Source organism: Paucidesulfovibrio gracilis DSM 16080 (genome assembly GCF_900167125.1).
GTDB classification, from domain to species: Bacteria; Desulfobacterota; Desulfovibrionia; order Desulfovibrionales; family Desulfovibrionaceae; genus Paucidesulfovibrio; species Paucidesulfovibrio gracilis.
In genome coordinates, this window is the sequence record NZ_FUYC01000003.1 from 209509 (window position 1) to 232554 (window position 23046).

Sequence of the window (23046 nt, forward strand, 5' to 3'; positions counted from 1 at the left end):
TCAAACAAGATATGTAATTTTTGGTATTCTGCTAAGCCTGCGTGGGAGTCGACGTGCAAGGCAATGTCGAAATGTATTGCGCAAAATAGATCTACAAAACAGTAGGTTGTGTAGGTTGGCACCTTGCGCTGATGGGGATACAGGATAATCGTGTGAAAGGTTTATAGAGTGACAAATCTGCTTAGCTGATTGATCCGTCTTTTTTGATTTTTTTTCTCTTGACGAAGGGGATGGAATCCCGTAAAGACACTCATGCGAACGTCGGAGGCGTCCAGAAAGACGCTGTCGCACACGGTCGACATGCTCCGGCGGCATAAATCGCGGTTAGCAAGGGGCAGTGTGGCATCTTGTTCACTGTCCCTTGTTTGTTAGGTGCGAAAGCACCATAGACTGTATTACGTTTTGGAGTTTTTTCAGGAATGAGCAAGAACATCTATGTGGGCAACCTGCCCTGGAGTTCCACCGAAGAGGAAGTGCGTGCCGCCTTTGCCAACTATGGTGAAGTTCTGTCCGTGAAGTTGATTGAGGACCGTGAAACCGGCCGCCCCCGTGGTTTCGGCTTTGTCGAAATGGACGACCAGGGTGCCCTCGCCGCTATCGAAGGCCTGGACGGCAGCAATTTCGGTGGCCGCAATATCAAGGTCAACGAAGCCCGGCCTCGCGCCGAGCGTCCGCGCTGGTAGTTCCAGCCTATTCGCCGTTACTCGGCACTTTCAGCCCGTCCCTTTCACCGGGGGCGGGCTTTCCCATCTCTTTATCATCACATAAGCAGGGAGGGTATTCCATGTCCAAAGAGGAAGGAATCACCGTTCAAGGCACTGTCGAAGAGGCACTGCCCAATGCCATGTTTCGTGTGGAGCTTGAAAACGGGCACGAAGTCCTGGCTCATATTTCCGGGAAAATGCGCAAGTTTCGCATCCGTGTGATGCCCGGAGATACGGTCACCGTTGAGTTGTCGCCGTATGACTTGACCCGGGGCCGCATTACCTTCCGTCCCCGCTAGGGCGGATTCAATCTTTTGCAGCAGGATCAAATGAACGATTTTCAATCCCTGGGGCTTTCGGAGACTACAATCCAAGCCCTGGAAGCCAAGGGGTTTCAAGCCCCAACCCCGATTCAGGCCCAGACTATTCCTCTTCTTTTATCCGGTAAAACAGACATTGTCGGCCAGGCCATGACCGGCACGGGCAAAACCGCTGCCTTCGGCCTCCCCATCGTCGAGTGTATTCCTGAAAAAGCTGGCCACGTCCAGGCGTTGGTTTTGGCTCCCACACGTGAGCTTGCAATTCAGGTGGCTGACGAAATTCATTCCTTGAAAGGTCAGCGGCGGCTTTCCGTGGTTCCTATCTATGGTGGCCAGGCCATGGCGCCACAGCTCAATGCATTGCGTCGTGGAGCCGATGTTGTCGTCGGAACTCCTGGGCGAGTTTTGGACCATCTTCGCCGTGGAACGTTGCGACTTGATCACGTCTCCTTTTTGGTTCTCGATGAAGCTGACGAGATGTGCAATATGGGTTTTGTGGATGACGTGCGTGAAATCTTCTCCCATGCGGGGCAAGATCGACGGACCTTGTTGTTTTCCGCCACTATGCCTCGGGAAGTGCTCAGCATTGCCGCGGAGTTCATGGCCGACTACAAGGTGATCAACGTACGGAATGAAGCGGATGCTGTTCCGTTGACACGTCAGATTTTTCATGAAGTCATGGCGCAGGATCGTTTTGAAGCGCTTTGTCGGGTCATTGACGCGGAACCGGATTTTTACGGGTTGGTCTTTTGCCGGACCAAGGCGGAATGTGATCGTTTGGCGGAATGGCTTTCGGAGCGGGGGTATCCCGCAGAGCCGATTCACGGCGATCTGTCACAGCCCCGGCGTGAGGACATTCTTCAGCGATTCCGCCGTCGTCGTGCCACGATTTTGGTTGCCACGGATGTAGCTGCCCGCGGTATCGACGTGCCGGATTTGACCCACGTGGTAAACTTTGCTCCGCCGCAAAGCGCGGAAACGTACGTTCATCGTACTGGCCGAACCGGACGCGCTGGCAAAGAAGGCGTGGCGGTATCCCTTATCGCGCCGAGCGAATTTCGTAAGCTGATGTATATCGCCCGAAGTGCCGGTCTGCGTCTGGAAAAAAAGCCGCTTCCCACTGTTGAGGATGTGATCCGGGTTCGCCGGAAAAACATTCTGCGACAGTTTGCCTTGGAGAACGCTGATACCGCTTCGCAGGCGTACCACGACTTGGCGCGTGAAGTATTGGCCGAAGGTGATCCGGAAGAAATCCTTGCCGGTCTCCTGCAACGTCTCTATGGAAAGCAACTCGACCCCAAAGCCTATCGGGAAGTGCGCAGCATCCGCAAACCCGGTCATAGTGGGGGACGGGTTCGTTTCCGGGCCGCTGTTGGTCGCGCTCATGGTATGACCCCGAGGAAGTTTGTGGATTTTGTTTGTCAACAAGCTCACATCCGGCCGTTTAAGGTGCAGAATGTTCGCATTAGTGGGAAGCATTCCACCTTTACCGTTCCGGAACGGGATGGAGAAACCGTGATGCGGTCCCTCAACCGTCGAAATAATGGGGAGCGTCCCTTGGTTTCCCGGGGGTAACAACCGGTACGTGTCCTTATGTAAAAAGGCCCGAAACAATCAGTATGTTTCGGGCCTTTTTACGTGGTGTTGCGAATGTGGTGTCGAAGAGTGGTCTACCGTGCGTTTTCAATTCCAGCATGGAGTGGTTGGTCAGCCGCTTGCAGTGCATAGGCAATGTTGCGGCAGTTGTGCGCAACGCCGACGTCTCCGTTAGGAGATAGCAGGATCAAGCCGCCTTTCCCGCTGGTCCGCGTCCCCAGTTGGGCGATAGTCGCATCGGCTGCTTCTTGGGCCGTCATGCCGGATTTCATAAAGTCACAGGCTGTTTTGCAGGCTACAATTTTCATAAAGGTTTCCCCCTGGCCGGTGGAGGAGGCAGCCCCTGCCAAGTTGTCCGCATAGCAACCACATCCCACTAGAGGAGAATCCCCCACCCGTCCGGGGAGCTTATTGAATGTACCCCCGGTGGACGTGGCGCCGGCGATTTTGCCATTTTGGTCAATAGCAACAGCTCCTACGGTGTCGGAAGGCATTTCCAAGGGGTTGCCGAATTCGTCATACTTTTGTTGCTCGCCTGAACGTGCTTTTTCCCAACGCTCTCTTTCTCGTCCATGCAGCAAATCCTGTGTTCGGCAAGGACGAATACCCATCTTGTCGGCAAACTGAAAAGCGCCGTTTCCGGCCAGCATGCAGTGGCCGCTTTTGTCCATGACCAAACGAGCCAGGGAAACAGGATTTTTGATTCGTTGAACAGCTGCAACGGATCCGAAGTTCAACGTGGCACCGTCCATAATGATGGAATCAAGTTCAACTTCACCATCAGCGTTGAGAAATGATCCAAGTCCGGCATCAAATGTCGGGTCGTCCTCCATGATGCGGACAGCCGCTTCCACGGCGTCCAGCGCCGATCCGCCCTGGGCAAGTATTTGATACCCGGCTTGAGCGGCGTTGGAGCAGCCTGACAAGTGTGCCTGATGAGCCGTTTCGGGGATGTCGTATGCACCGCCGTGCACCAGGATCAGTGGACGTTGCAGGGGGGAGGAGACCGGGGGATTTGCCATTGGTGAGCCTCATATAATCAAGTGAAAAGGAAAGGCCGCTTGCGCGGCCCGTTCGATTGTTCATAGTGGAATCAGACTACATTTCCAGACGGACCTGTTCCGGACTGAGTCGATGTTCAAGGCGTCTGGCCCAGAGACTCAGGCTGTAGCACATCAGGAAGTACAGCAGGGCGATCACAGTGTAAATCTCAAAGATCAGGTCGGTACGCCTGTTGATGATGATCTGGCCTGCAAGGGTCAACTCCGTGGCACCGATGATATATGCCAGGGAGGTGTCTTTGATCATGGCCACGGACTGCCCCACAATAGCTGGCAACATTTGTTTCAAGGACTGCGGCAATACGATTTTTCGCATGGTTTGCCAGTAGCCGAGTCCTGTAGAGTAGGCAGCTTCAAATTGGCCGGAAGGCAGATTTTGGATGCCCGCACGGACGATTTCCGCGATGTAGGCAGCGTTGAAAACGGTCATGGCGATAGTCGCCGAGGTGATCGCGTCAAGGTAGTTGCCGCCGCGTACTACCCCGATGAAGAAGTAGGACCAGAAGATGACCATGATCAGGGGGTTGCCGCGGATCAGCTCAATGTATGCCGTGCATGGAATCCGAAAGAGCTGATTTCGTGAGGAGCGACCCAGCCCGACAAGAAGACCGATCGGGAAACTCACAGCCAGGACAATGATGGACATGATCAGGGTCAGAACCAGGCCGCCGAGTCCCCAGTAGATTGCTTCGGAAGCCGGAGCGGGGAAGCGGAACAAGGTCAGGACATGGAGATTTTCCTTAATGCCGCTCCAATCGTAGCCCCACAGCGCGATAAGGGTTTTGCCGACAAGAAATAGCAGAATGAGTACAAAGGCAATTTTAAGAATTGCTACAAAGATGACCCATATTTTTTCCAGATAAACCTGCCAAAGTGGAACCACACCCACCTCTGCCCGGGCGCGGCGTTTGAGCTTTCTTTTGCGCTCAGCTCTGCGCAGTGTCCTTGAAACATTACGATATCCCTTTTCAACAGGGGCAAGGCAACAATCAAGACATCGGTCCATCAGACCGCTTCGAGGGGTGCCGTTGGAGACCTGCAATCGACGGTTGATGGAGTTCATCACGCCGGATGTAAACAAGCAGGTCAGCAAATACAGCACGGAAGCGGCACAGGCTGCTTCAAAGCCCTTGAATGTGAGGGCTTCCACGTCCTGGGACGTCCATGTCAATTCCGCCACGCCAACAACCATGGCCAGGGAGGAGTTTTTCAGGTTGTTCAGAAATTCGCTGCCCAGGGGAGGGATAATGTTGCGGAAGGCAATGGGCAGGATGATTTTCATCAAAACCTGCATGTAGCTTAAGCCAGAAGAATATGCCGCTTCCAACAGGCCTTTGGGGATGGACTGCAGACCCGCACGAATGACCTCGGCCATATAGGAGCCGGTGTACACGGCCAGTCCCACCGTGGCACACCAGAATTCAAAGGCGATTTTCATGCCGAACCAGGTCATGTCGATATCGAAGTAAACCCAATCCCGAATGCCGTCCGGTAAAAGCTGTGGAAAGGCGTAGTACCAGAAGAAAAGTTGGATCAGCAGAGGAGTATTACGGAAAAATTCCACATACGCCGTAGCTAGCCAGTACAAAGGCTTGAATTCAGAAAGTCTGGCCAGGCCGAAAAAGACTCCCAGCAGCAGGGCAATGGCTGCGCTGATCAGGGAGATGGTGATGGTGGTCAGCAGACCATGCAGGAGTTCCAGGCCGAAATGTTTGTCATAAGTGGTGTTATGCTCAAAGAGCACGCTCCACTGGAACTCGTACGGAGATTTAAAGGCGTATATCCAATAAAAAAGAATACAGCCGACAATTCCGAAGAGTAGCAGGTATTGTACCCAGGTCTTTTCAAGCCAAAATTTAATCATGACGATGTCCGCTTGCTGTTGCGCTGAGTGGATTGATTGAAGCCGTACCGGAGGAGACCCGAAAAACATTGGCTGCCGCTGCTGTGTGCCGACGTGTGGGGAGCCAAGTCTCCTGGTATAAGAAAGGCAAGTGGGCCATGTTCAACATCCACAATGGTATGGTTTCACGAGTCAAAAGGGGGGCGGGAAATATCCCCGCGCCCCCCGTGATTGTTGTGTGCGTTTACGGCCAAAGCTCGATTTCATCGGTGAGCGGGAACGCCCACTTGGATTCCGGGCCATACCACTTGTCGTAGATCTTTTTGTAGGTGCCGTCCTGCCACATATCCTGCAGCGCAAAGTTGATGGCGTCGCGCCAGGCGGAGTCATCTTCGGGCAGGCCAACGCCGTACGGCTCGTTGGAGAAGAAGTCGCCGATCAGCTCAAACTTGCCGGGTTCCTCGGCAGCGTAGCCGATGAGCAGGGTGGAGTCCGTAGACCATGCAGCCACACGGCCCATCTTCAGCGCCTGGAAGCACTCAGCTTCGTTCTGGTAGGAGATGACATTATTGTCGGCATCGGGATCACCGAGCTTTTTCAGCAGAGCGCGAACGTTCAGTTCGGAGGTGGTTCCCTGCATGGAAGCGATCTTTTTGCCGACTAGATCCTGCCAGGAAGAGGCGGTACCCTTGCGGACCAGGAATTTCTGGCCGTCAAAGAAATACGTGATGGAGAAGTCGATGGACTTATCACGCTCGCGTTTGTGGGTCATGTTGGCCAGAGACATGTCGATCTGACCGGTCTGGACCATGGTCACTCGGGTTTTGTTGTTGACCTGGACCTTTTCGATTTTCACACCAAGGCGGCGGCAAAGTTCCGTGGCGATGTCCACGTCAAAGCCGATCCAGTCGCCGTTCTCATTGATGAACCCAGCGGGCTTGGAGTTGGCCATCAGGCCGACACGACAGACTTTTTCCTGCATGACACGGTCGTAAGTAGGACCGGCATAGGCCAGGGAGGTGGCCAACATGACCACCAGGGCGGCGAGGGCGACGATTCTGGTTTTTCTCATCACTCCACACTCCTTTCATTGTTGAGATTGAAAACCGCGCAACGAAGAAGACCAGCCCGCGACGGTCGCCGACCGGTCCGACATCCATATTAGTGGGAAAGAATTTTGCCGAGAAAGTCTTTGGTCCGGTCGCTTTGGGGGTTGTGAAAGAACTCGTCCGGGGTGTTTTCCTCAATGAGAATGCCCTCGTCCATGAAGATGACGCGGTCGGCCACTTCGCGAGCAAACCCCATTTCGTGTGTGACGCAGACCATGGTCATTCCTTCCAGGGCCAGTTGTTTCATGACGTCCAAAACCTCGTTGATCATTTCCGGATCCAGCGCCGAAGTCGGTTCGTCGAAAAGCATGATTTTCGGTTGCATGGCCAGACCACGGGCAATGGCTACACGTTGCTGCTGCCCGCCTGAGAGCTGACAGGGGTAGGCATCTGCTTTGTCCGGAATATCCACCTTTTCCAGGAGCTTCATGGCCGCCTCTTCAGCTTCGACACGCGGCATCAATCGCACCATGCGGGGAGCCAGCATGATATTGTCCAGAACCGTCATGTGCGGGTAGAGGTTGAACTGCTGGAATACGAACCCTACTTCGGCCCGCAGTCTGGTCAGGTTGGTACGTGGATCGTTCACATCCATGCCGTCAACAAGGATGCGCCCTTTCTGTATTGGTTCAAGTCGGTTGATGCAGCGGATTAAGGTACTTTTACCCGATCCGGAGGGACCGCAGACCACAACAACTTCACCCTTTTTGATCTGCAAATCAATATGTTGGAGAACGTGATGCTCTCCGTACCATTTATCTACATTTTTGAAAGAAATCATGAAATTCGCCCCTTTATCCCGATTGGCATTCTAGCAATTGCAACAAGATCATCTAACAGATTCAGGAGGTTGGGGCAAGCTGTGCAATAATTACGCGTTCCTTGGTGATGGCTGGCGGGGTTTGTGTGTTTGACGATTTGGAACGCTGAATTTTGCGAAACAAGAAAAAAGTGACCAGAACAGTCAGGTGGAAAATGTGGGGGTACAGCATGGGTACAGAGCTAGGGAAAACACAAAAACAGCGAGTAAGGGGTCACCGCAAAATGCGATGCGAGGCGGGACATACGTAGGAATTGAGAAAGCCCGTATGTACGTTGACGGCAACTGGACGGCTGAAGGAAGCGTTTGCTTGCGGTCATTGGTTGGCTGGCCCTTGAAAAAAAACGATATTACAGGCTGTTCAAAAATGAGCCAGTGTAAGGCGCGAAAAAATATCAAGGCCGACGTTTGCTTCCTGTACGCGAATATCTGACGTCATTGAAGCAAGACAGCAGTCGAGCGTTTTTCAGCAGCATGTTCGGTGGAGGGGGTGCTATGGGGGTGGGGCGATTCGTTTTTCAGGAGAGGGGGGCGAAAAGGCAATTCGGCCATTGGAGCAGAACCGTCCGTGAGGCTTGGATCCGACTGTCTGCTAGTGCTCCGGTGGAAACATTTTTTTGAGTTCCAGGACCGTATCTTCATCTATGAAACCAAGGGCTAGGCATGTGCCGAGCAGGTCCAGCTTCATGGTTTGCATGGTGTGCGTCGCTTTTTCATGTTGTTCCAGCGTGATCAGGCCGGATGTGAGCATGTGGGCGGAGAGGGCTTCTTCCGAATTGGGCGCATTTTTGGAGACACGCCCTGGTCTCAACGGAGGCGCATCGTGCTGCGAACGGATGATTTGCTGGGTAAGGGTTTTGATCTCGCTGTTGATTTCATTTTGCTCACGCAAAAGCTCTTCGTATTGATTTATGAGCGTGGCATGAGCCTCCTTGTACCCCTGTCGCCGCTGATGGTGATCCTGGGTAATGGAGCTGCGCACGTAAAAAAAGGCCGCAAGGGAAAGAATGAAAAGGATAATGTAGATAATCATTATATAGAGGGACCGGATCCCGCTTCCTGCCGTTTGGCCTCAAGCTCTCTGCGGGATTCCTGAATGGTCAGTTGGAGGGCTTCGATTTTTTTCTTGAGCTTGTCGTTTTCCATTTCCAGGAAGTTTTTCATTTGAACGGTTCGGTCCGTGTGGGCTTGATGGTGGATCAGGAGCAGGACCACTTCCGTAAACAGAAATAAAAGCAACAACAGCAGATATGTTGTGTGTGACATTTACCGGAACCCTTTTTAAACTTTGGAAATGATATTATGTTCCATAGTGGTGTTCCTGTCAACGAGTCTGCAACTCGACAAACGAAACCGCATTGGGTAGTTCCCTAGGGCTTGGAGTGATTGCCGTTGCAAACCGGCGGTTCACTGTTGGGTGCGGAATCCATCTGTTTCAGGGGGCGGCATGCGGCATTTTATGGTCTGGCTATGCTTGATGACTCCTTGTTTGGTTGTCTGTGGCTGCAGCATTCGGGATGCCTCGGTCCCCGAAACGTTACGCAAGTACCGCATGGTGTCCCACCCCACTCCCCGGGGGTTTGATGTTTGTGATCGTTTTGGTTGCCGGGGGAGCGTTGGTGTCTCCTTGACAGCGAAACAATGGAGTCAAGTACGTTCCTTGCTGGCTCCCGCAGCGGAATCACCGTCAACGGAGCGGCGAAGTATCGCTCAGGCTGTGGCGTTGCTGGAGTCGTTTGTAGGGGTTCAGGTTGGGACTTCTGCGGATGTGGCCAAAAATGACCATGCCGGGGCCGGGCAGTTGGATTGTGTGGCCGAATCCGTCAATACCAGTGTGTATTTGTTCATGCTTGAGCGGGACGGGCTACTGCGGCACCATGAAGTGGCTCCCCCCACAAAACGGGGGACGTTCATCTTTTATCCGCACAACACGGCAGTGTTGTTGGAGCGTGCATCGGGCCGGGCTTTTGCGGTGGATTCCTGGTTTCGTGATAACGGGTTGCCTCCATATGTGGTCCCTTTGAAGGTGTGGCGTTCCGGCTGGCGCCCGGAGGATGGGACCGACGGCCTGGATAGTGAGGACGATATGGCGAGACAGCTCGATTCGGAGGAAGGACATGGGGTATCGTAATCTTGGAGAGTGCCTTACCGATCTGGAACAAGCGGGTCGTTTGGTGCGCATCCATTCCGAAATTGATCCATTTCTAGAAGCGGGCGCCATTCAACGGCGGGTGTTCCAGGCCGGTGGACCCGCAGTGCTGTTCACTCGGGTCAAGGGGACAGCCTTTCCCATGGTCTGCAATCTGTTCGGCACACTGGAACGGACACGCTGGATATTCAGGGACACGCTGCGGTCTGTGGAACACATGCTGGCTCTTAAGGCGGATCCGATGCAGGGCTTGCGACGTGTCTTTCGATCCCCCGGACAACTCCCGGGGCTTGCCCGAACCGCATGGAGCGTCCCTCCGAAAAAGGTGTCCGGCGGTCCGGTTTTTGAGCGGACCACAACCATCTCGGATTTGCCGCATCTCGTTTCCTGGCCCAATGATGGCGGAGCGTATGTTACGCTGCCGCAAGTCTATTCGGAGCACCCCGACCAGCGTGGCTTTAGTGGATCCAATTTAGGGATGTATCGTGTCCAATTGACGGGGAACGAGTATGCCCCGGATACGGAAGTTGGGCTGCACTATCAAATCCATCGTGGAATAGGTGCTCATCATTCCAAGGCGTTGGAACGCGGAGAGGCGCTCCCCGTGAATGTTTTTGTTGGAGGTTCCCCGGCCATGACCCTGGCTGCGGTGATGCCGCTTCCCGAGGGGATGCCGGAATTGTTTTTTGCCGGGGCCATGGGAGGACGTCGTGTGCGCATGGCAACGCCGCCGGGCACGGATCGCGGGGCGCTTCCTGTGTTGGCCGAAGCGGATTTCTGTATTAGTGGAGAAATCCTGCCCGGCGCGGAAAAACCGGAAGGTCCGTTTGGCGATCATCTCGGTTATTACAGTCTTACCCACGAATTTCCCGTGTTGCGGGTGCGCCGAGTCTGGCACCGGAGGAATGCGGTCTGGCCGTTTACCACTGTGGGGCGGCCACCGCAGGAGGACACGGTGTTCGGCACCTTCATTCATGAACTCACCGAACCGTTGGTTCCCACCGTGTTCAGCGGTGTGCACGAGGTGCATGCCGTGGATCAGGCCGGGGTGCATCCCTTGTTGTTGGCAGTGGGGAGCGAACGATATGTTCCATACGAAAAGGAACGCAAGCCGCAGGAGCTGCTGACCAATGGATTGTCCCTTTTGGGCAACACCCAAACTTCTCTTTCCAAGTATGTGCTTCTCGGAGCACGAGAGGACGATCCCGATTTGTCGGCCCATGATATTCCGGAATTTTTCCGTCATGTCCTGGAACGGGTTGACTTGAGCCGTGATTTACATTTTATCACCCGAACAACCATCGATACCCTGGATTATTCCGGCATCAGCCTGAACCAAGGCTCCAAGCTGCTGCTGACCGTGGCGGGGACTCCAAAACGAAAATTGGCTCGGCAGCTTCCCGGTGAGTTGCGGCTGCCGGATTTTGTGGGGCGTCCACAGGTTATGGCTCCCGGAATTCTCGTGGTCCAGGGACCATCGCACGATCAGGAAAGAGACCAGCATGATCCACGCATGCAAGCATTGGCCGAGGCCATGGAATCTCAGTCTGGGCTGGAAGGGTTTCCTCTGCTGGTTGTTGTCGATGACGCGTTGTTCGCTGCAGCGGATTGGGACAATTTCCTTTGGGTCGCGTTCACTCGATCCGACCCGGCTACGGATCTGTATGGGGTAGGGGCTTTTACCCATTGCAAGCACTGGGGATGCCGTGGTCCCTTGATTATGGATGCCCGGTTGAAAACCTACCATGCTCCGCCGCTGGAGACCGACCCCGAGGTGGACCGGCGTGTCGATGCCTTGGCAGCTCCAGGTGGACCATTGCACGGCATCCTCTAAAAAAAGTGTATCTTTGGGGACACATTGTAATGTTTCGGGACGGCCCTTTTGTTCGAAACCACGTCCCCGCGTTGGGACACATGGCATAATGAGGAGAGGATGATGGATGAGAACGTTCTGAAAACGCTAACCATGGCGTTTGCCGCCGACGTGTACGAAAGTGTTGACGCAGCTCGCAAAGATAGGGATTTAAAGGTTTTTCGCCATACCATGTTTGAAGGTGAGGATGGCTTGCAAGTCTTTTGCGGTTTTTTCCCCAAGGCCGACCTTCAGGCCATTCCGGGCCTGACGGAGGAGTTTCTTTCGCAACTCAAAACGTTCAACATGGTTGGCGTCATCACGGACGGCAAACGTGCCATGGAGCTGTTTCACGTGGGGGCGCAGAACAAGCCATTTCAGGGATTGGAGAAGGCGGAAGACTTGGCCAAGGTTTTGGACCGGGATCGGCTTATGATTTTTTTGCAATCCTACTTCGACGTCAGAGGCATCACCATTGACTTGGAAACCGTTTCCTATGAGGATTTTTTGAAAGTGGTGGAGGAGCAGGTTTTTCAGTTCACGACCATGAAAGAAATGCAGATAGTTGATCAGTTTCTTGGCGAGAATTAATCCTGCGGCGTGACTTTTTCGGAAAAGGCTCCACATTTGGAGCCTTTTTTTGTTCGATCTACTCCGTCCAGTTTTGGGCCATGGCGCAGAGGTCGCCGTGCAAATCTTCCACATCCTGCTCGTCACTGGATGCCACATCTTCAAACAACTCGTTAATGCTGTCCACGGCTTCGAGCAGTAGGGTCGCCACTTGGTTGTCAGGAATCAGACCTCCGCCTCGGATGCGGTCCAGAACGTTTTCCAGGCCATGGGAAAGCCGCTCGATATTGCGCAGCCCCAGCAGGTTTGCCCCGGCCTTGATGGAATGCGCATCTCGGAAAATACTGTGAATGAGTTCCGGGTCGGTCTCTTCTCCATAGTTTTCCATGGCGAGAATGCCTGACTCAATGTCCATGAGCCGGTCTTCGGATTCACTGAGAAACGTGGAAAGGACTTCGTCGTCAATGGTCGTCAAGAGACACTTCCTTCAATGAGATTGGATGCGATTTCCGGGATGCGTTCCATTTCCGGTTTAGAGACCTGGGCGTCCGCTCCCACGGACTCACCTTTGTGTCGTAGTTCCTTTGTGATGATGGAAGAATATAGAATCACGGGAAGTTTTTGGAATATCTTATGTGTTTTTATCTCTTTGGTAAGGCTGAACCCATCCATGAGCGGCATTTCAATATCGGAAATGATGATATCCGGCATAGGGGTTCCCTGTTCTTCCATGGAGGTGAGCGTAGCCAATGCTTCCTTGCCGTTGACGGTGATAATTGGGTCGAACCCTGCGGACGTGAGACTGTTTTTCAGCATGAGGCGGATGGTTGCGGAATCGTCGGCAACCAGGGCCGTGTATCGGCTTTCCGTCATTGTATCCATGGGGCGGTGGTGGTCGATGGGATTAACTTCGGAAAGAATGGTTTCCAAATCCAGTAATTGGATGAAGCGATCCCCCATGTTGACCATGCCGATGATGGACCCGGTTCCCAGAGAGTTGAGATAGGTTCCCGGAGGGATGACCTCTTCCCAATTCACACGGTGGATTTCGGTGACGCCCGAAACCAGGAAGCCGGTAACGGTTTGGCTGAATTCCGTCACGATGACGATGTCCATCCCGTCGGGAGACCTATTGATGTCAAGCCATACCGCCAGGTCGAGTACGGGAAGAATCAAGTCCCGCAGAGGAATATTACCCAAAAACGAAGGATGGGGAGCGGATTCCGGCGGTTCCAGGTTCGGCGATTCGATAACCTGCATCACCTTGGCTACGTTAATGCCAAAGTGACTTGTAACAGGCGGTTTCCCGCCTTGTGCCGGTTCGGTGATGAAAAACTCGAGAATTTCAAGTTCATTCGTGCCGGTTTCAAGCAGGATTTCTTTTTGACTCATAGCCTCCCCTTTCCCGCGATACGGAGTTTTCCCTCATTTGGCTTTTACCTTGGTGTCCCGTCCCCTGTAAAGGGGCGTTTTCTTCGAAAGGCAAAAGGTGTTTGATTGTTGCCGCGGATTTGGTATTTGCTGAGTCTGGTGTATAAAGAATGCCTTTTTGAATGATTTTATTTCGACGAATGTCGAAAATCAGGGAGGAATCCATGGCATCGGATGTAGAAAACGGCGTTGATGCGGTTCTTGATCGGCTCAAAAGCGATTTGCGGGAGGCTGCCGACTCCCTGGTCCCCTGGTTCCATCAAAACATGCCCGAGTATTATTTCCGAACGCATACCAAGGAGGAGCAACTCTGGCATCTGCATGCCATGCTTTCGGCCGGGGTGCTCACAGAGCAGCAGGCCGTGGTTTTGAAAAGTCCGTGCGGCACCAGGGTGACGCACATCATGCCAGGGAGCGATATGGCTTCCCTGATTCATTCGGTCGGGTTGCTGGCGGAGGAGCGGATTCAGACCGCCAGGCTGTATACGAGCATGGATGATTCCCTCCGCCTGGATACGTTTCTGCTGGGCAAGCAGGCTTTGTGTGAAACACGCACCACGCCGTTCCGTCAGGCTCTGGATCTAGTGCGTTCCGCAGGGATGCGACTGGATGACGAGGCGGCCTTTGAAGAATTCCTGGCTTCGGCTTCCCAGGATTATGTCGATAAGTTTGAACCGAATCGAGCAGTACGCCATTTTGAAATGTGCCGCTGTGTGGAGTCCACGGAGCGGGTACATGTTGTTTTGGATTCCGATGATGCCCAGGGATTCGATCGCATCATGCTGGCCATGGAAAACCCGCCCGCCCGGGGCGTGCTTCTGCAGGCATTGAAGGTGTTCCAGCGGGAAGGGTATGAAGTGCTCCGGGCTTACGGGGACGAATTCGAACGCGGCGAGTCCGGTCGTATGGCGGTCATGTCGTTTTATCTGGATCGCTCCCAGGGAGGTTTGGAGGAGAGCAGTCCCGCTTTTCAACGTTTGAAGCGGCAGCTTATGGCTGTAAAATGGTTTACTTTCCATAGCCTGGAGCTGTTGGCGGAAGAGGACGGCTGGGAGATAGGCCGGGTGATGCTCCTGCAGGCAGCCTGTGAGTTTGCGCATCAGTTTTTGATCCGGAAAAATATTTACGCCTACACGTCGGCCAAAATCGTACGGACCGCGCTGAAGCATCGGGAACTTCTGGATCACATGGCCTCATATTTCGAGGCGCGTTTCGACCCGGAGATTCGCGAGCCACGGGAGGAGTTGGAGCAGAAACGTCGGGATATGGTTCATGCGCTTTTGCGGGATGTGAATGATGACATCGCCCGCAAGATCTTGGGCTATATCTTTCGTTTTTTCCGCCATGTGCTCCGCTGCAACTACTATATGCCCAATCGGTTCGGATTGAGCTTCCGCATGGATCCACGGGTGCTTCCTCCCTTGCCGGATGAGGAACGGCCCTATGCCTTTTATTGCTTCCACGGGCCGAGTTGTTTTGGATTCCATGTGCGCTATCGGGACATGTCCCGCGGTGGGGTGCGCGTAGTTCGGACCCGTACCCAGGAACAGTTTGAAATCGAATCGAACCGGCTTTTCGACGAGGCCAATCAATTGGCCCGGGCGCAGCAATACAAAAATAAGGATATCCCCGAAGGCGGCTCAAAGGCCGTGATCCTGCTCGGGCCTACAGGAGAGATCGATCTTGCCGTAAAGAGCATGGTGGATTCCCTCCTGGACATCATCGTCACCGACGAGAAAGGCCGACTGGCTCCGCAGATAGTGGATTATCTCCAACATGAGGAAATAATTTATCTCGGTCCGGACGAGAACATTACACCCCGGCATATTGAGTGGATTACGGCCCGGGCGGCGAAACGCGGATATCGGTGGCCCAATGCGTTTATGAGTTCCAAGCCCCGTACCGGCATCAACCATAAGCGATACGGCGTGACCAGCGAAGGAGTCATCGTTTTTGCCGAGGAGGTGTTGCGATCCCTGGACATTGATCCGCATCGGGATCCTTTTACTGTGAAGCTTACGGGTGGACCCGCTGGTGACGTGGCCTCCAATGTGGTTAAGATTCTGCACCGAGAGTTCGGGGACAAGGCCCGTGTTGTGGCCATGTCGGACGGCCATGGTGCCGTACATGATCCGGATGGATTGAACTATGAGGAACTGCTTCGTTTGATTGAGGCTGATTTGCGAACCAGCCACTTTGATGCTTCCAAGCTGACAGGGAAAGGAGCCTTTGTCGTTTCCACGGATACGCCGGATGGGGTGCGCAAACGAGATGACCTCCACAATATCGTGGAGGCGGACATCTTTATTCCAGCCGGCGGCCGTCCGGACACTATGAATATCAAAAATTGGCAACGATTTATGCGCAAGGATGGTACGCCAACGGCTCGGGCCGTGGTGGAGGGGGCGAACTTGTTCATCGCCCCGGATGCCCGTGCCCGGTTGGAAAGCAAAGGGGTTCTTTGTGTACCTGGTCCTTCGGCCAACAAAACAGGTGTGATTTGTTCCTCCTATGAAATCTTGGCCGGGCTGATTCTTTCGGATGAGGAATTTTTAGAGATGAAGGATCAATATGCCGAGGAGCTTTTGGAAATTCTGCGGCAAAGAGCCAGGGACGAAGCCCGGCTTTTGCTCCGGGAGTACCGTTACGCTTCTGGCACCATGACCTTGACGGAGCTTTCCTACGAAGTGTCCCGGGCCATCAATTCCTTGGGGGACTCTATCGTGACCATGCTTTCCAAGGACGTGTCCTCTTTGCCGGACGACAAGCCGCTGTGCGACCTCTTGCTGGCCTATTGTCCTCCCATCTTGGTGGAACGCTATGCGGACAGAATCATCCAAAACGTTCCCCGACGACATCAGTTTGCTTTGCTGGCGGCGTTTATGGCTTCCCGAATTCTGTATGCTGAGGGGTTGGGCTGGATCAACCGATTGACCCGGGTCCGCTCCATGCGCGATGTGGTGTACGCCTATCTTGAGGAAGAAAAGCGGGTCGCTGCATTGGTCCGCACGATCCAGGAATGCGGGTTTGCCGAGAAGGACTTGGTTGCCGATATTGTGGGCGCGACCGGGCGAAAGCTGCTTACGTCGAAACGTCTCGGCCTGTGATCTCGGGTTAGGTGAAGATCGTCCCGGGAAGGCCGAAGACCTTCCCGGGTTTTTTCATGGCTGGCTTCCACTGCAGAAATTTGTGGAATTTGTTATGAGGGGCGAAGAGCAAACAGGCCTTCATCCAAATAAAAAGAGAAAAGGGAGGTGTTCATGTCCCTGCCGTTTGAAAATAGTGATACCGCGTTGCGGGAACAGGTGGACCAGACGCTTCAGACGAGGAAGGCGGCTGGACTGGAAGGAATGGTGGGCGGGCTGGAAGCCGTGGTGGTCAACGTGGAGCCGGAATCTTTGCGTGATGCTGCCCAGGAGTTTTTGTCCGTCACAGGCTATATGTTTGAGCAGGCGTGGCGAAGTGAATCCGGTCGTGGATGCCAGTTACGGCAGGAGGGATCAGCTGATTTTCTGTTTACGTGCAGGTCTGGCGAATGCACGCCATTTGCTCCGTTCAATCCAGGGCCGAAGTCGCAGCATCTGCCGCAAACCCGCTTGGAAACATTTATTTTCAAATGTCCGGACCTGGAACGTTTTGTGGCGTTACAAAGAGAACAGGGGCGTTGTTTTCTCACTGCGGAGCCGATCCGTACGCAGAACTTTTTGTTTATTCAAACTCCGCCGTCGCGGTATACGGGGAATTCCATCGGCTTTGTGCAATGGTTGCAAGAGGAAGGACAGTGGGCCTGGCCGGGCAGTGTGCCGTTGAACTGGCGCTTGGAAAAGCCGGATTATCCTCATCTCTCCAATGTTCGAGAGCTTGACCACGCAGCGACCAGGGTGCGTGCTGAGGAGCGGGATCGCGCCATTATTGAGTTTATGGAATGGACCAACTACCAATTCGATTTCGCCGTCTATGTGGAGTCCCTCAATTCTATTACCAATGTTGCTCGTCTTTCTGCAGAAGATTTTTCCATGGTTTTTACGTCCGGCATCAAACCCTTTGCAGGGATGGAAGATTCTGGTCCAACGGAAAAATATATCCATAATTACAATACAAGAGTGCATCACTTGGCGTTTCACACGCAGAACATCGAACAAACGTTTCAAGGGTTGCAGGAGCAAGGGGTCGAATTTCTTGTGGAGTTGGTCGGTGGTCCCTCCGAAGGCTTGCATCAGACCTTCACCAAACCCATGGAGCATACGCTGTTGGTCAATGAGTACATCCTCCGTTACGGGGATTTCGACGGTTTTTTCACCAAAAGCAATGTGACCAAGCTTACGGCTGCAACAGAGGCTCAATAGCTGGTTCGCCGGGGTTGATGCTTGCGCCATATCCATTTAAGACACGGAAATACTTTTGTTCGAGGGGAAAAAGGAAATGAAGCGAAACGTCGTCTGGCTGACGCTCGCCTTTCTGATGTGTCTCTGGTGGAATGGTGCCGTATGGGCCGGAGAGACGATTCGGTTCGGCGTCCTCAATGTCCTGGATACGCTGCCGTTGCAGGTGGCGGAGCAGGAAGGGCTGTTTGATGAACAGGGGTTGGATGTGGAGCTGGTTCCCTTTGCCAGTGCCATGGAGCGGGATGTGGCGGTGCAGGCTGGTCGTTTGGACGGGTATTTCGGCGACTTGATTGCGGCATTGCTGCTTCTGGACCAAGGGCGTCCTTTTCCCGTGGTTACGGTTTCCTACCGGACCACTCCCGGGCAGCCCATGTTTGGTCTGGCTACGGCTCCAGGCCTGGAGACGGCGGAGCATGATTTGCCGGGTGCCAAAGTGGGGTATTCTCGTTCCACGATTATGGAATATTTACTGGACAAGATCGCTGAAGACCGGGGGTTGGCTCCGGACCATTGGGATAGGGTGGAGGTGAAAAAAATCCCCATCCGCTTCCAAATGTTGCTGTCCGGTCAGCTCGACGCCGCGTTGCTCCCTGAGCCGCTGCTTTCATTGGCACGGCTCAAAGGCGGCTCCACGGCCATGACCACGGAGCAGTTGGATTTGCCGCTGACCGTGCTGTGCCTGCATCAACGCTTTGCTGCCGGGAATGCCCGGGTGTTGCGTTCATTCATGACCGCCTACGAGGCGGCTTTGCGGCATTTGCGGGAACAGCCTGAGAAGTACCGTTCGCTCATGGCGGAAACGTGCCGGATACCCAAACCGCTTGTTTCGGATTTTCCCATTTATACCTACCCGGAACCGGCATTGCCGTCTGCGGATGAAGTCATGGACGTCCAGACCTGGATGCGTGGGAAAGACATGCTTTCGGCCCCTATTCCATATACTGAAGTGGTAGCTTCCGTTGAACAGGATAACGGGTAATCGCGGCAATGGGCAATGATTGCTGTCTGTCGGCGGACGATGCCGTAGTGGGAAACGCGCTCCCCCGAGAGGATCGTCCGGTACTTGAAGCACGGGCGTTGTCCCTGGAACACCGGCCCGGGCATCCCGTGTTGGCGGATGTGGATTTGGCCCTGTCCTCCGGCCGTACCCTGGCAGTGGTCGGACCGTCCGGTTGCGGTAAATCAACGTTGCTGTATGCGCTGAGCGGACTTCTGCATCCTGCCCGGGGGTCCGTGCTGCTGCGCGGAGAACCCGTAGTTCGTCCTACCCAGGAAATCTCCATCATTCTTCAGGATTATGGTTTGCTCCCCTGGCGTACCGTACTGCAAAATGTGACATTGGGGTTGAAGATTCGCGGCACATCCCGCGCCGTCCGTTGCGATATGGCGCGGGCGCAACTCCGCCAAGTCGGGATTGTCGGAAGGGATAATGATTTTCCCGGTGCCCTCAGCGGTGGGGAACAGCAGCGGGTGGCCATCGCCCGAGCTTTTGTTTCTTCCCCCTCTGTCCTTTTGATGGATGAACCGTTTTCTTCCCTGGATGCACTCACTCGGGAGCGGCTTCAGGCTACGCTTTTGGAGACGTGGAATCGGAATCGGACTCCTTATCTCCTCGTGACGCATAGTCTTGAGGAGGCGATTTTTTTAGGGGGACGCATCGTCGTGTTGGCCGGATGCCCGGCGCGGATAGCCGCTTGCTTTGACAACCCTGGTTTCGGCACGCCGGGTCATCGCGACAGCGACGGGTATTTTGTGCTGTTGCGTGAATTGCGGCGTTGCGTGGAGCGGCTTTGGTGATGTTGCAATATTTTCGTTCCTGGGCTGCCTATGTGCTGGTGGTGGCGGTGTTGGCCCTTGTGTGGAAGCTTGCTGCCTTGGGGCTTGGAAATGCCCTGCTGCCCCATCCGGAGGAGGCACTGACTGCATTTGTGGCCGCCCTGGGAACAACGGCGTTTTGGGGTCATTTTCAATCTTCGGCGTATCGTGCCGTGGCCGCCATGGCCTTGGCCTTTGCCTTCGGGTTTCCCCTTGGGGTGCTCATGGGGGGATCTTCCAAAGTAGACGGTGTGCTGGCTCCGTTCGTTTTTTTGACATATCCCATCCCCAAGATCGTACTGCTCCCGGTGTTTTTGCTTTTGCTCGGCCTGGGCGACATCGCCAAGATCGCCATGATCAGTCTGATCCTCTGGTACCAGATTCTGGTGACGACCCGTGACGGGGTGCGTCTGGTCAATCGCAAATACCTTGACAGCGTCCGGCTTTTGGGAGGAACTCGTCGTCATGTGGCTCTGGACGTATTGATTCCCGCGGGATTACCCCATGGATTTACGGCGTTGCGGCTTGGCACGGGAACGAGCGTGGCCGTTCTGTTTTTTGTAGAGTCCTTTGCCACGTCGTCCGGTCTCGGCTATCTGATCATGGACGCTTGGGGGCGTATGAATTATCCGGAGATGTTTACCGGGATAATCGGCATGAGCGCTTTGGGCGCGGCATTATATGAACTTGCGAATCTTCTGGAACGGCGTGTGTGTCGTTGGAAGCTCGTGCAACGCGGCAATGGGACGGCATGATGGCCACGCAAACATTGGAATTTGACGATAGCGAATTGGCGGCGCGGCTTTTCGGACCCCGGAACGCGCATCTGGACCTGCTGGCGGAAAAGGCGGGTGTGCAGATCGATACACGCGGCAGCCATGTGGTGTTGCGAGGAGACAATCCTTCGGATGTGGATCTCGCGGCCAACGTGCTGCGCCAGTTGTATGGCATGCTGCAGGCCGGGCAACGGATCCATCCTCAGGATGTGGACTGTGCCTGTCGGATTTTGCTCAAGGATCCTTCGGCCCAAGTGCGAGAAGTCTTTGAGGACACGGTCTATGCGGTTTCCCCACGTAAGACCATAGCCCCCAAGACATTGACCCAGCGGGAATATTTGCAGGCTATTCGGTCCAATGACCTTGTCTTCGGCATCGGCCCGGCCGGAACGGGCAAAACGTACATGGCGGTTGCCATGGCTGCTGCGGCCCTGACCAAACGCACGGTCAAGCGGATCATTTTGACGCGGCCCGCCGTTGAAGCCGGGGAGAAGCTGGGTTTTTTGCCCGGTGATTTGGTGGAAAAGGTCAATCCCTATCTTCGTCCACTGTATGATGCCTTGCATGATATGATGGAGTTTGAGCGGGTGCAGGAGCTTATGGGGACCGGAATCATCGAGGTGGCTCCCTTGGCTTTCATGCGCGGGCGGACCCTCAACGATGCCTTTGTGATCCTTGATGAGGCCCAGAACACCACGCCTGAACAAATGAAAATGTTTTTGACCCGGTTGGGATTCGGTTCCCGGGCCGTGGTCACCGGGGACGTGACCCAGATCGACCTGCCCAGTCGACAAATTTCCGGACTGGTTCAGGCCGTGCGGGTTCTTGATACGGTGCCGGGAATTGCCACGGTTCGTTTTCAAGAGGCGGACGTGATTCGGCATCCGCTGGTGGGACGTATCGTACAAGCCTATGACCGCCACGAGACCCAGAATGGCAATGGTGGACGCAATCATGACGGAAGCGTTTCTCATGACGCCGGAGCCGGGAACTGATGCGCATCGTAATGGAGGCTCGGCCGGACCCACGGTTCCCCATGAGCCGGAGTGAACTGTTGCCGCTTCTTCAGGCCATATTGTCGGAGTTGTCGCTGGATGGTGCGGATCTGACGTTGCGGGTTGTTGGCGATGCGGAGATCGGGCGATTGAACCAAGCCTTTCTTGGCTGTTTTGGGCCGACCAATATATTGAGTTTTCCCGCCATGGCTGATGAAGACGATGGCGAGACCATACTGCCCGTTGCGGCGGAAGAGGACGATTCGTATTTGGGAGAGATGGTCCTTTCGGTTGACACATTGGTGCGTGAGGTGCGCCTTTATGGGCAGGAGCCAAAAGAACATTTAATCCGTTTGCTGACCCACTCCGTATTGCATTTGGCGGGTTTTGATCATGGTCCGGAAATGGATTTTTTGACGGAATCGACCTTGGATTCGTTGGCCTGAGCAGCCAGTGGTTCATGTTTTCCTGCGGCGCGTTCCGATTTACGAATTTGCAGAGTGAAATACCCCTCGCGAAACCCGGATGAAACGTGCTTTCCGCGCTTCATTCGCGCTTTACTTTCGTGTCCGTGTCATGCATCATTCATCCCTTTTCTATGATCCACACAGAGGAATTGGAGTCATTACATGAAACACGTTTTGTCCATCCTGGATTTTTCCAAAGAAGATGCCGCCCGGATTCTCCTACGCGCCGACCGCATGAAGGCGGAGCGGCACCGAGGAAGCGTGCTGAACGGGAAAAACGTGGTCCTGATTTTTGAAAAAGCTTCCACGCGAACCCGTGTTTCTTTTGAGGTGGGCATCCGCCAGTTGGGTGGACAGAGTCTTCTGATGACTCCTGCCGAATCCCAGTTGGGTCGCAGTGAGCCGCTCAAGGATACGGCGCGGGTGCTGTCCCGGTATGCGGATGGTCTTGTGGTGCGTACCTTCGGGCAGGACGTGCTCGAAACACTGGTGGAGTACGGAACCATTCCTGTGATTAACGCGCTGACGGATAAATACCATCCCTGTCAGGTCATGAGCGACATGCTCACCATGTACGAACGAACCCCGAAGCTTGAGGACGTTCGTGTGGCCTGGATCGGCGATGGGAACAACATGGCGCATTCCTTTATCAATGCGGCCGCACGTTTTCCGTTTTCCTTGATCCTGGCGTGTCCGGCAGGATATCGGCCTGATCCGGAAATTTTGGAAAAGGCCAGATCCGAGGGCGCGAAGATCGAGTTGACGGATGATCCGCAACAAGCCGCCACAGGAGCGCATTACATCAATACGGATGTCTGGGCGTCCATGGGGCAGGAAGCGGAGCAGAAGCAGCGCGAAGCTGCGTTTGCCGGGTATCTTGTTGACGCGAAATTGATGGCCCTGGCCCAGCCTGATTGCAAGTTCCTGCATTGCCTGCCTGCACATCGCGGTGAAGAGGTGAGTGAGGAGGTTTTTGAAGGGGCGGCCTCCGTGGTCTTTGACCAGGCTGAGAATCGTTTGCATATGCAAAAGGCCATTATGGAATGGGTGTTTGCCGAATAGGCACCCGGCTGAAAAAGGAAAAGCAGACGATGTGGCATGGTGACGGTCAGCGTGCAGCGGGCCAACGATTGTGGCCGTGGATAGCCTTGAC

The 23046-nt window shown here is 54.4% G+C and carries 22 protein-coding genes; 14 read left to right on the forward strand and 8 right to left on the reverse strand.

What is annotated here, in order from left to right; translation table 11 throughout:
- The first annotated feature begins 419 nt into the window (after positions 1-419).
- The 3 genes from B5D49_RS05260 to B5D49_RS05270 all read left to right on the forward strand — a co-directional run bounded on the left by B5D49_RS05260 (position 420) and on the right by B5D49_RS05270 (position 2599).
- Positions 420-683: an RNA recognition motif domain-containing protein gene (locus B5D49_RS05260; RefSeq protein WP_078716624.1), complete on the forward strand. Its 264-nt coding sequence runs from the start codon at positions 420-422 to the stop codon at positions 681-683.
- 101 nt (positions 684-784) lie between these two features.
- On the forward strand, positions 785-1003 hold the full coding sequence (gene infA / locus B5D49_RS05265) for a translation initiation factor IF-1 (protein ID WP_022661614.1): 219 nt from the start codon (positions 785-787) through the stop codon (positions 1001-1003).
- A 30-nt stretch (positions 1004-1033) separates the two neighbouring features.
- Positions 1034-2599, forward strand: coding sequence for a DEAD/DEAH box helicase (locus B5D49_RS05270; protein ID WP_078716625.1), 1566 nt, complete (start codon positions 1034-1036; stop codon positions 2597-2599).
- Positions 2600-2694: 95 nt separating this feature from the next.
- Here B5D49_RS05270 and B5D49_RS05275 read toward each other — a convergent pair whose 3' ends face one another.
- The 6 genes from B5D49_RS05275 to B5D49_RS05300 form a co-directional block, all read right to left on the reverse strand.
- Positions 2695-3642 carry an isoaspartyl peptidase/L-asparaginase gene (locus tag B5D49_RS05275; protein WP_078716626.1) on the reverse strand — a complete coding sequence of 316 codons (948 nt, stop codon included), beginning with the start codon at positions 3640-3642 and terminating at the stop codon, positions 2695-2697.
- A gap of 76 nt (positions 3643-3718) precedes the next feature.
- Entirely contained in the window at positions 3719-5545 is a 1827-nt protein-coding gene (locus tag B5D49_RS05280) for an amino acid ABC transporter permease (RefSeq protein ID WP_078716627.1), read from the reverse strand.
- Between the two features lie 223 nt (positions 5546-5768).
- Positions 5769-6596 carry a transporter substrate-binding domain-containing protein gene (locus B5D49_RS05285; protein ID WP_078716628.1) on the reverse strand — a complete coding sequence of 276 codons (828 nt, stop codon included), beginning with the start codon at positions 6594-6596 and terminating at the stop codon, positions 5769-5771.
- An 89-nt stretch (positions 6597-6685) separates the two neighbouring features.
- The gene (locus B5D49_RS05290; protein ID WP_078716629.1) at positions 6686-7414 is read right to left on the reverse strand and encodes an amino acid ABC transporter ATP-binding protein; all 729 of its coding nucleotides are present in this window, start codon (positions 7412-7414) and stop codon (positions 6686-6688) included.
- Between the two features lie 631 nt (positions 7415-8045).
- Positions 8046-8486, reverse strand: a complete 441-nt coding sequence (locus B5D49_RS05295; RefSeq protein WP_078716630.1) for a hypothetical protein — start codon at positions 8484-8486, stop codon at positions 8046-8048.
- Positions 8486-8719, reverse strand: a complete 234-nt coding sequence (locus B5D49_RS05300) for a hypothetical protein (protein ID WP_078716631.1) — start codon at positions 8717-8719, stop codon at positions 8486-8488. The genes B5D49_RS05295 and B5D49_RS05300 overlap by 1 nt, the downstream gene beginning before the upstream one ends.
- Positions 8720-9080: 361 nt before the next feature.
- On the opposite strand from B5D49_RS05300, the gene B5D49_RS05305 reads away from it, so the two are divergent.
- The 3 genes from B5D49_RS05305 to B5D49_RS05315 all read left to right on the forward strand — a co-directional run bounded on the left by B5D49_RS05305 (position 9081) and on the right by B5D49_RS05315 (position 12045).
- The gene (locus B5D49_RS05305; protein ID WP_144019181.1) at positions 9081-9584 is read left to right on the forward strand and encodes a hypothetical protein; all 504 of its coding nucleotides are present in this window, start codon (positions 9081-9083) and stop codon (positions 9582-9584) included.
- A complete protein-coding gene (locus B5D49_RS05310; protein WP_078716633.1) occupies positions 9571-11436 on the forward strand; it encodes a UbiD family decarboxylase in 1866 nt (621 codons plus the stop codon). Before B5D49_RS05305 ends, B5D49_RS05310 begins: the two co-directional genes overlap by 14 nt.
- A 102-nt stretch (positions 11437-11538) precedes the next feature.
- Positions 11539-12045, forward strand: coding sequence for a hypothetical protein (locus tag B5D49_RS05315; RefSeq protein ID WP_078716634.1), 507 nt, complete (start codon positions 11539-11541; stop codon positions 12043-12045).
- A 58-nt stretch (positions 12046-12103) separates the two neighbouring features.
- Here B5D49_RS05315 and B5D49_RS05320 read toward each other — a convergent pair whose 3' ends face one another.
- Both B5D49_RS05320 and B5D49_RS05325 read right to left on the reverse strand, forming a co-directional pair.
- Complete coding sequence (locus tag B5D49_RS05320) at positions 12104-12499, reverse strand: Hpt domain-containing protein (protein ID WP_234990626.1); 396 nt, start codon at positions 12497-12499, stop codon at positions 12104-12106.
- Positions 12496-13416, reverse strand: coding sequence for a chemotaxis protein (locus B5D49_RS05325; protein ID WP_078716635.1), 921 nt, complete (start codon positions 13414-13416; stop codon positions 12496-12498). The genes B5D49_RS05320 and B5D49_RS05325 overlap by 4 nt, the downstream gene beginning before the upstream one ends.
- 203 nt (positions 13417-13619) lie before the next feature.
- On the opposite strand from B5D49_RS05325, the gene B5D49_RS05330 reads away from it, so the two are divergent.
- The 8 genes from B5D49_RS05330 to argF all read left to right on the forward strand — a co-directional run bounded on the left by B5D49_RS05330 (position 13620) and on the right by argF (position 22955).
- Positions 13620-16562, forward strand: coding sequence for an NAD-glutamate dehydrogenase domain-containing protein (locus B5D49_RS05330; RefSeq protein ID WP_078716636.1), 2943 nt, complete (start codon positions 13620-13622; stop codon positions 16560-16562).
- A 198-nt stretch (positions 16563-16760) separates the two neighbouring features.
- Complete coding sequence (locus tag B5D49_RS05335) at positions 16761-17801, forward strand: VOC family protein (RefSeq protein WP_234990627.1); 1041 nt, start codon at positions 16761-16763, stop codon at positions 17799-17801.
- Between the two features lie 76 nt (positions 17802-17877).
- Complete coding sequence (locus B5D49_RS05340) at positions 17878-18819, forward strand: ABC transporter substrate-binding protein (protein WP_078716815.1); 942 nt, start codon at positions 17878-17880, stop codon at positions 18817-18819.
- 47 nt (positions 18820-18866) lie between these two features.
- The gene (locus tag B5D49_RS05345; protein ID WP_234990628.1) at positions 18867-19637 is read left to right on the forward strand and encodes an ABC transporter ATP-binding protein; all 771 of its coding nucleotides are present in this window, start codon (positions 18867-18869) and stop codon (positions 19635-19637) included.
- Positions 19637-20410: an ABC transporter permease gene (locus tag B5D49_RS05350; protein ID WP_078716639.1), complete on the forward strand. Its 774-nt coding sequence runs from the start codon at positions 19637-19639 to the stop codon at positions 20408-20410. Before B5D49_RS05345 ends, B5D49_RS05350 begins: the two co-directional genes overlap by 1 nt.
- On the forward strand, positions 20407-21426 hold the full coding sequence (locus tag B5D49_RS05355) for a PhoH family protein (RefSeq protein WP_078716640.1): 1020 nt from the start codon (positions 20407-20409) through the stop codon (positions 21424-21426). Before B5D49_RS05350 ends, B5D49_RS05355 begins: the two co-directional genes overlap by 4 nt.
- Positions 21426-21872 carry an rRNA maturation RNase YbeY gene (ybeY, locus tag B5D49_RS05360; protein ID WP_078716641.1) on the forward strand — a complete coding sequence of 149 codons (447 nt, stop codon included), beginning with the start codon at positions 21426-21428 and terminating at the stop codon, positions 21870-21872. Before B5D49_RS05355 ends, ybeY begins: the two co-directional genes overlap by 1 nt.
- A 183-nt stretch (positions 21873-22055) precedes the next feature.
- Positions 22056-22955 carry an ornithine carbamoyltransferase gene (gene argF / locus B5D49_RS05365; protein WP_078716642.1) on the forward strand — a complete coding sequence of 300 codons (900 nt, stop codon included), beginning with the start codon at positions 22056-22058 and terminating at the stop codon, positions 22953-22955.
- The last annotated feature ends 91 nt before the right edge of the window (positions 22956-23046 follow it).

Bases quoted from the DNA above. Each gene is read 5' to 3' on its own strand.
- B5D49_RS05340 (WP_078716815.1), top strand. From the start codon at position 17,878: ATGAAGCGAAACGTCGTCTGGCTGACGCTCGCCTTTCTGATGTGTCTC.
- B5D49_RS05290 (WP_078716629.1), bottom strand. From the start codon at position 7,414: ATGATTTCTTTCAAAAATGTAGATAAATGGTACGGAGAGCATCACGTT.
- B5D49_RS05280 (WP_078716627.1), bottom strand. From the start codon at position 5,545: ATGATTAAATTTTGGCTTGAAAAGACCTGGGTACAATACCTGCTACTC.
- B5D49_RS05315 (WP_078716634.1), top strand. From the start codon at position 11,539: ATGGATGAGAACGTTCTGAAAACGCTAACCATGGCGTTTGCCGCCGAC.
- B5D49_RS05310 (WP_078716633.1), top strand. From the start codon at position 9,571: ATGGGGTATCGTAATCTTGGAGAGTGCCTTACCGATCTGGAACAAGCG.
- B5D49_RS05350 (WP_078716639.1), top strand. From the start codon at position 19,637: ATGTTGCAATATTTTCGTTCCTGGGCTGCCTATGTGCTGGTGGTGGCG.
- argF (WP_078716642.1), top strand. From the start codon at position 22,056: ATGAAACACGTTTTGTCCATCCTGGATTTTTCCAAAGAAGATGCCGCC.
- B5D49_RS05355 (WP_078716640.1), top strand. From the start codon at position 20,407: ATGATGGCCACGCAAACATTGGAATTTGACGATAGCGAATTGGCGGCG.
- B5D49_RS05330 (WP_078716636.1), top strand. From the start codon at position 13,620: ATGGCATCGGATGTAGAAAACGGCGTTGATGCGGTTCTTGATCGGCTC.
- B5D49_RS05260 (WP_078716624.1), top strand. From the start codon at position 420: ATGAGCAAGAACATCTATGTGGGCAACCTGCCCTGGAGTTCCACCGAA.
- B5D49_RS05300 (WP_078716631.1), bottom strand. From the start codon at position 8,719: ATGTCACACACAACATATCTGCTGTTGTTGCTTTTATTTCTGTTTACG.
- B5D49_RS05275 (WP_078716626.1), bottom strand. From the start codon at position 3,642: ATGGCAAATCCCCCGGTCTCCTCCCCCCTGCAACGTCCACTGATCCTG.
- infA (WP_022661614.1), top strand. From the start codon at position 785: ATGTCCAAAGAGGAAGGAATCACCGTTCAAGGCACTGTCGAAGAGGCA.
- B5D49_RS05285 (WP_078716628.1), bottom strand. From the start codon at position 6,596: ATGAGAAAAACCAGAATCGTCGCCCTCGCCGCCCTGGTGGTCATGTTG.
- ybeY (WP_078716641.1), top strand. From the start codon at position 21,426: ATGCGCATCGTAATGGAGGCTCGGCCGGACCCACGGTTCCCCATGAGC.
- B5D49_RS05270 (WP_078716625.1), top strand. From the start codon at position 1,034: ATGAACGATTTTCAATCCCTGGGGCTTTCGGAGACTACAATCCAAGCC.
- B5D49_RS05295 (WP_078716630.1), bottom strand. From the start codon at position 8,486: ATGATTATCTACATTATCCTTTTCATTCTTTCCCTTGCGGCCTTTTTT.
- B5D49_RS05325 (WP_078716635.1), bottom strand. From the start codon at position 13,416: ATGAGTCAAAAAGAAATCCTGCTTGAAACCGGCACGAATGAACTTGAA.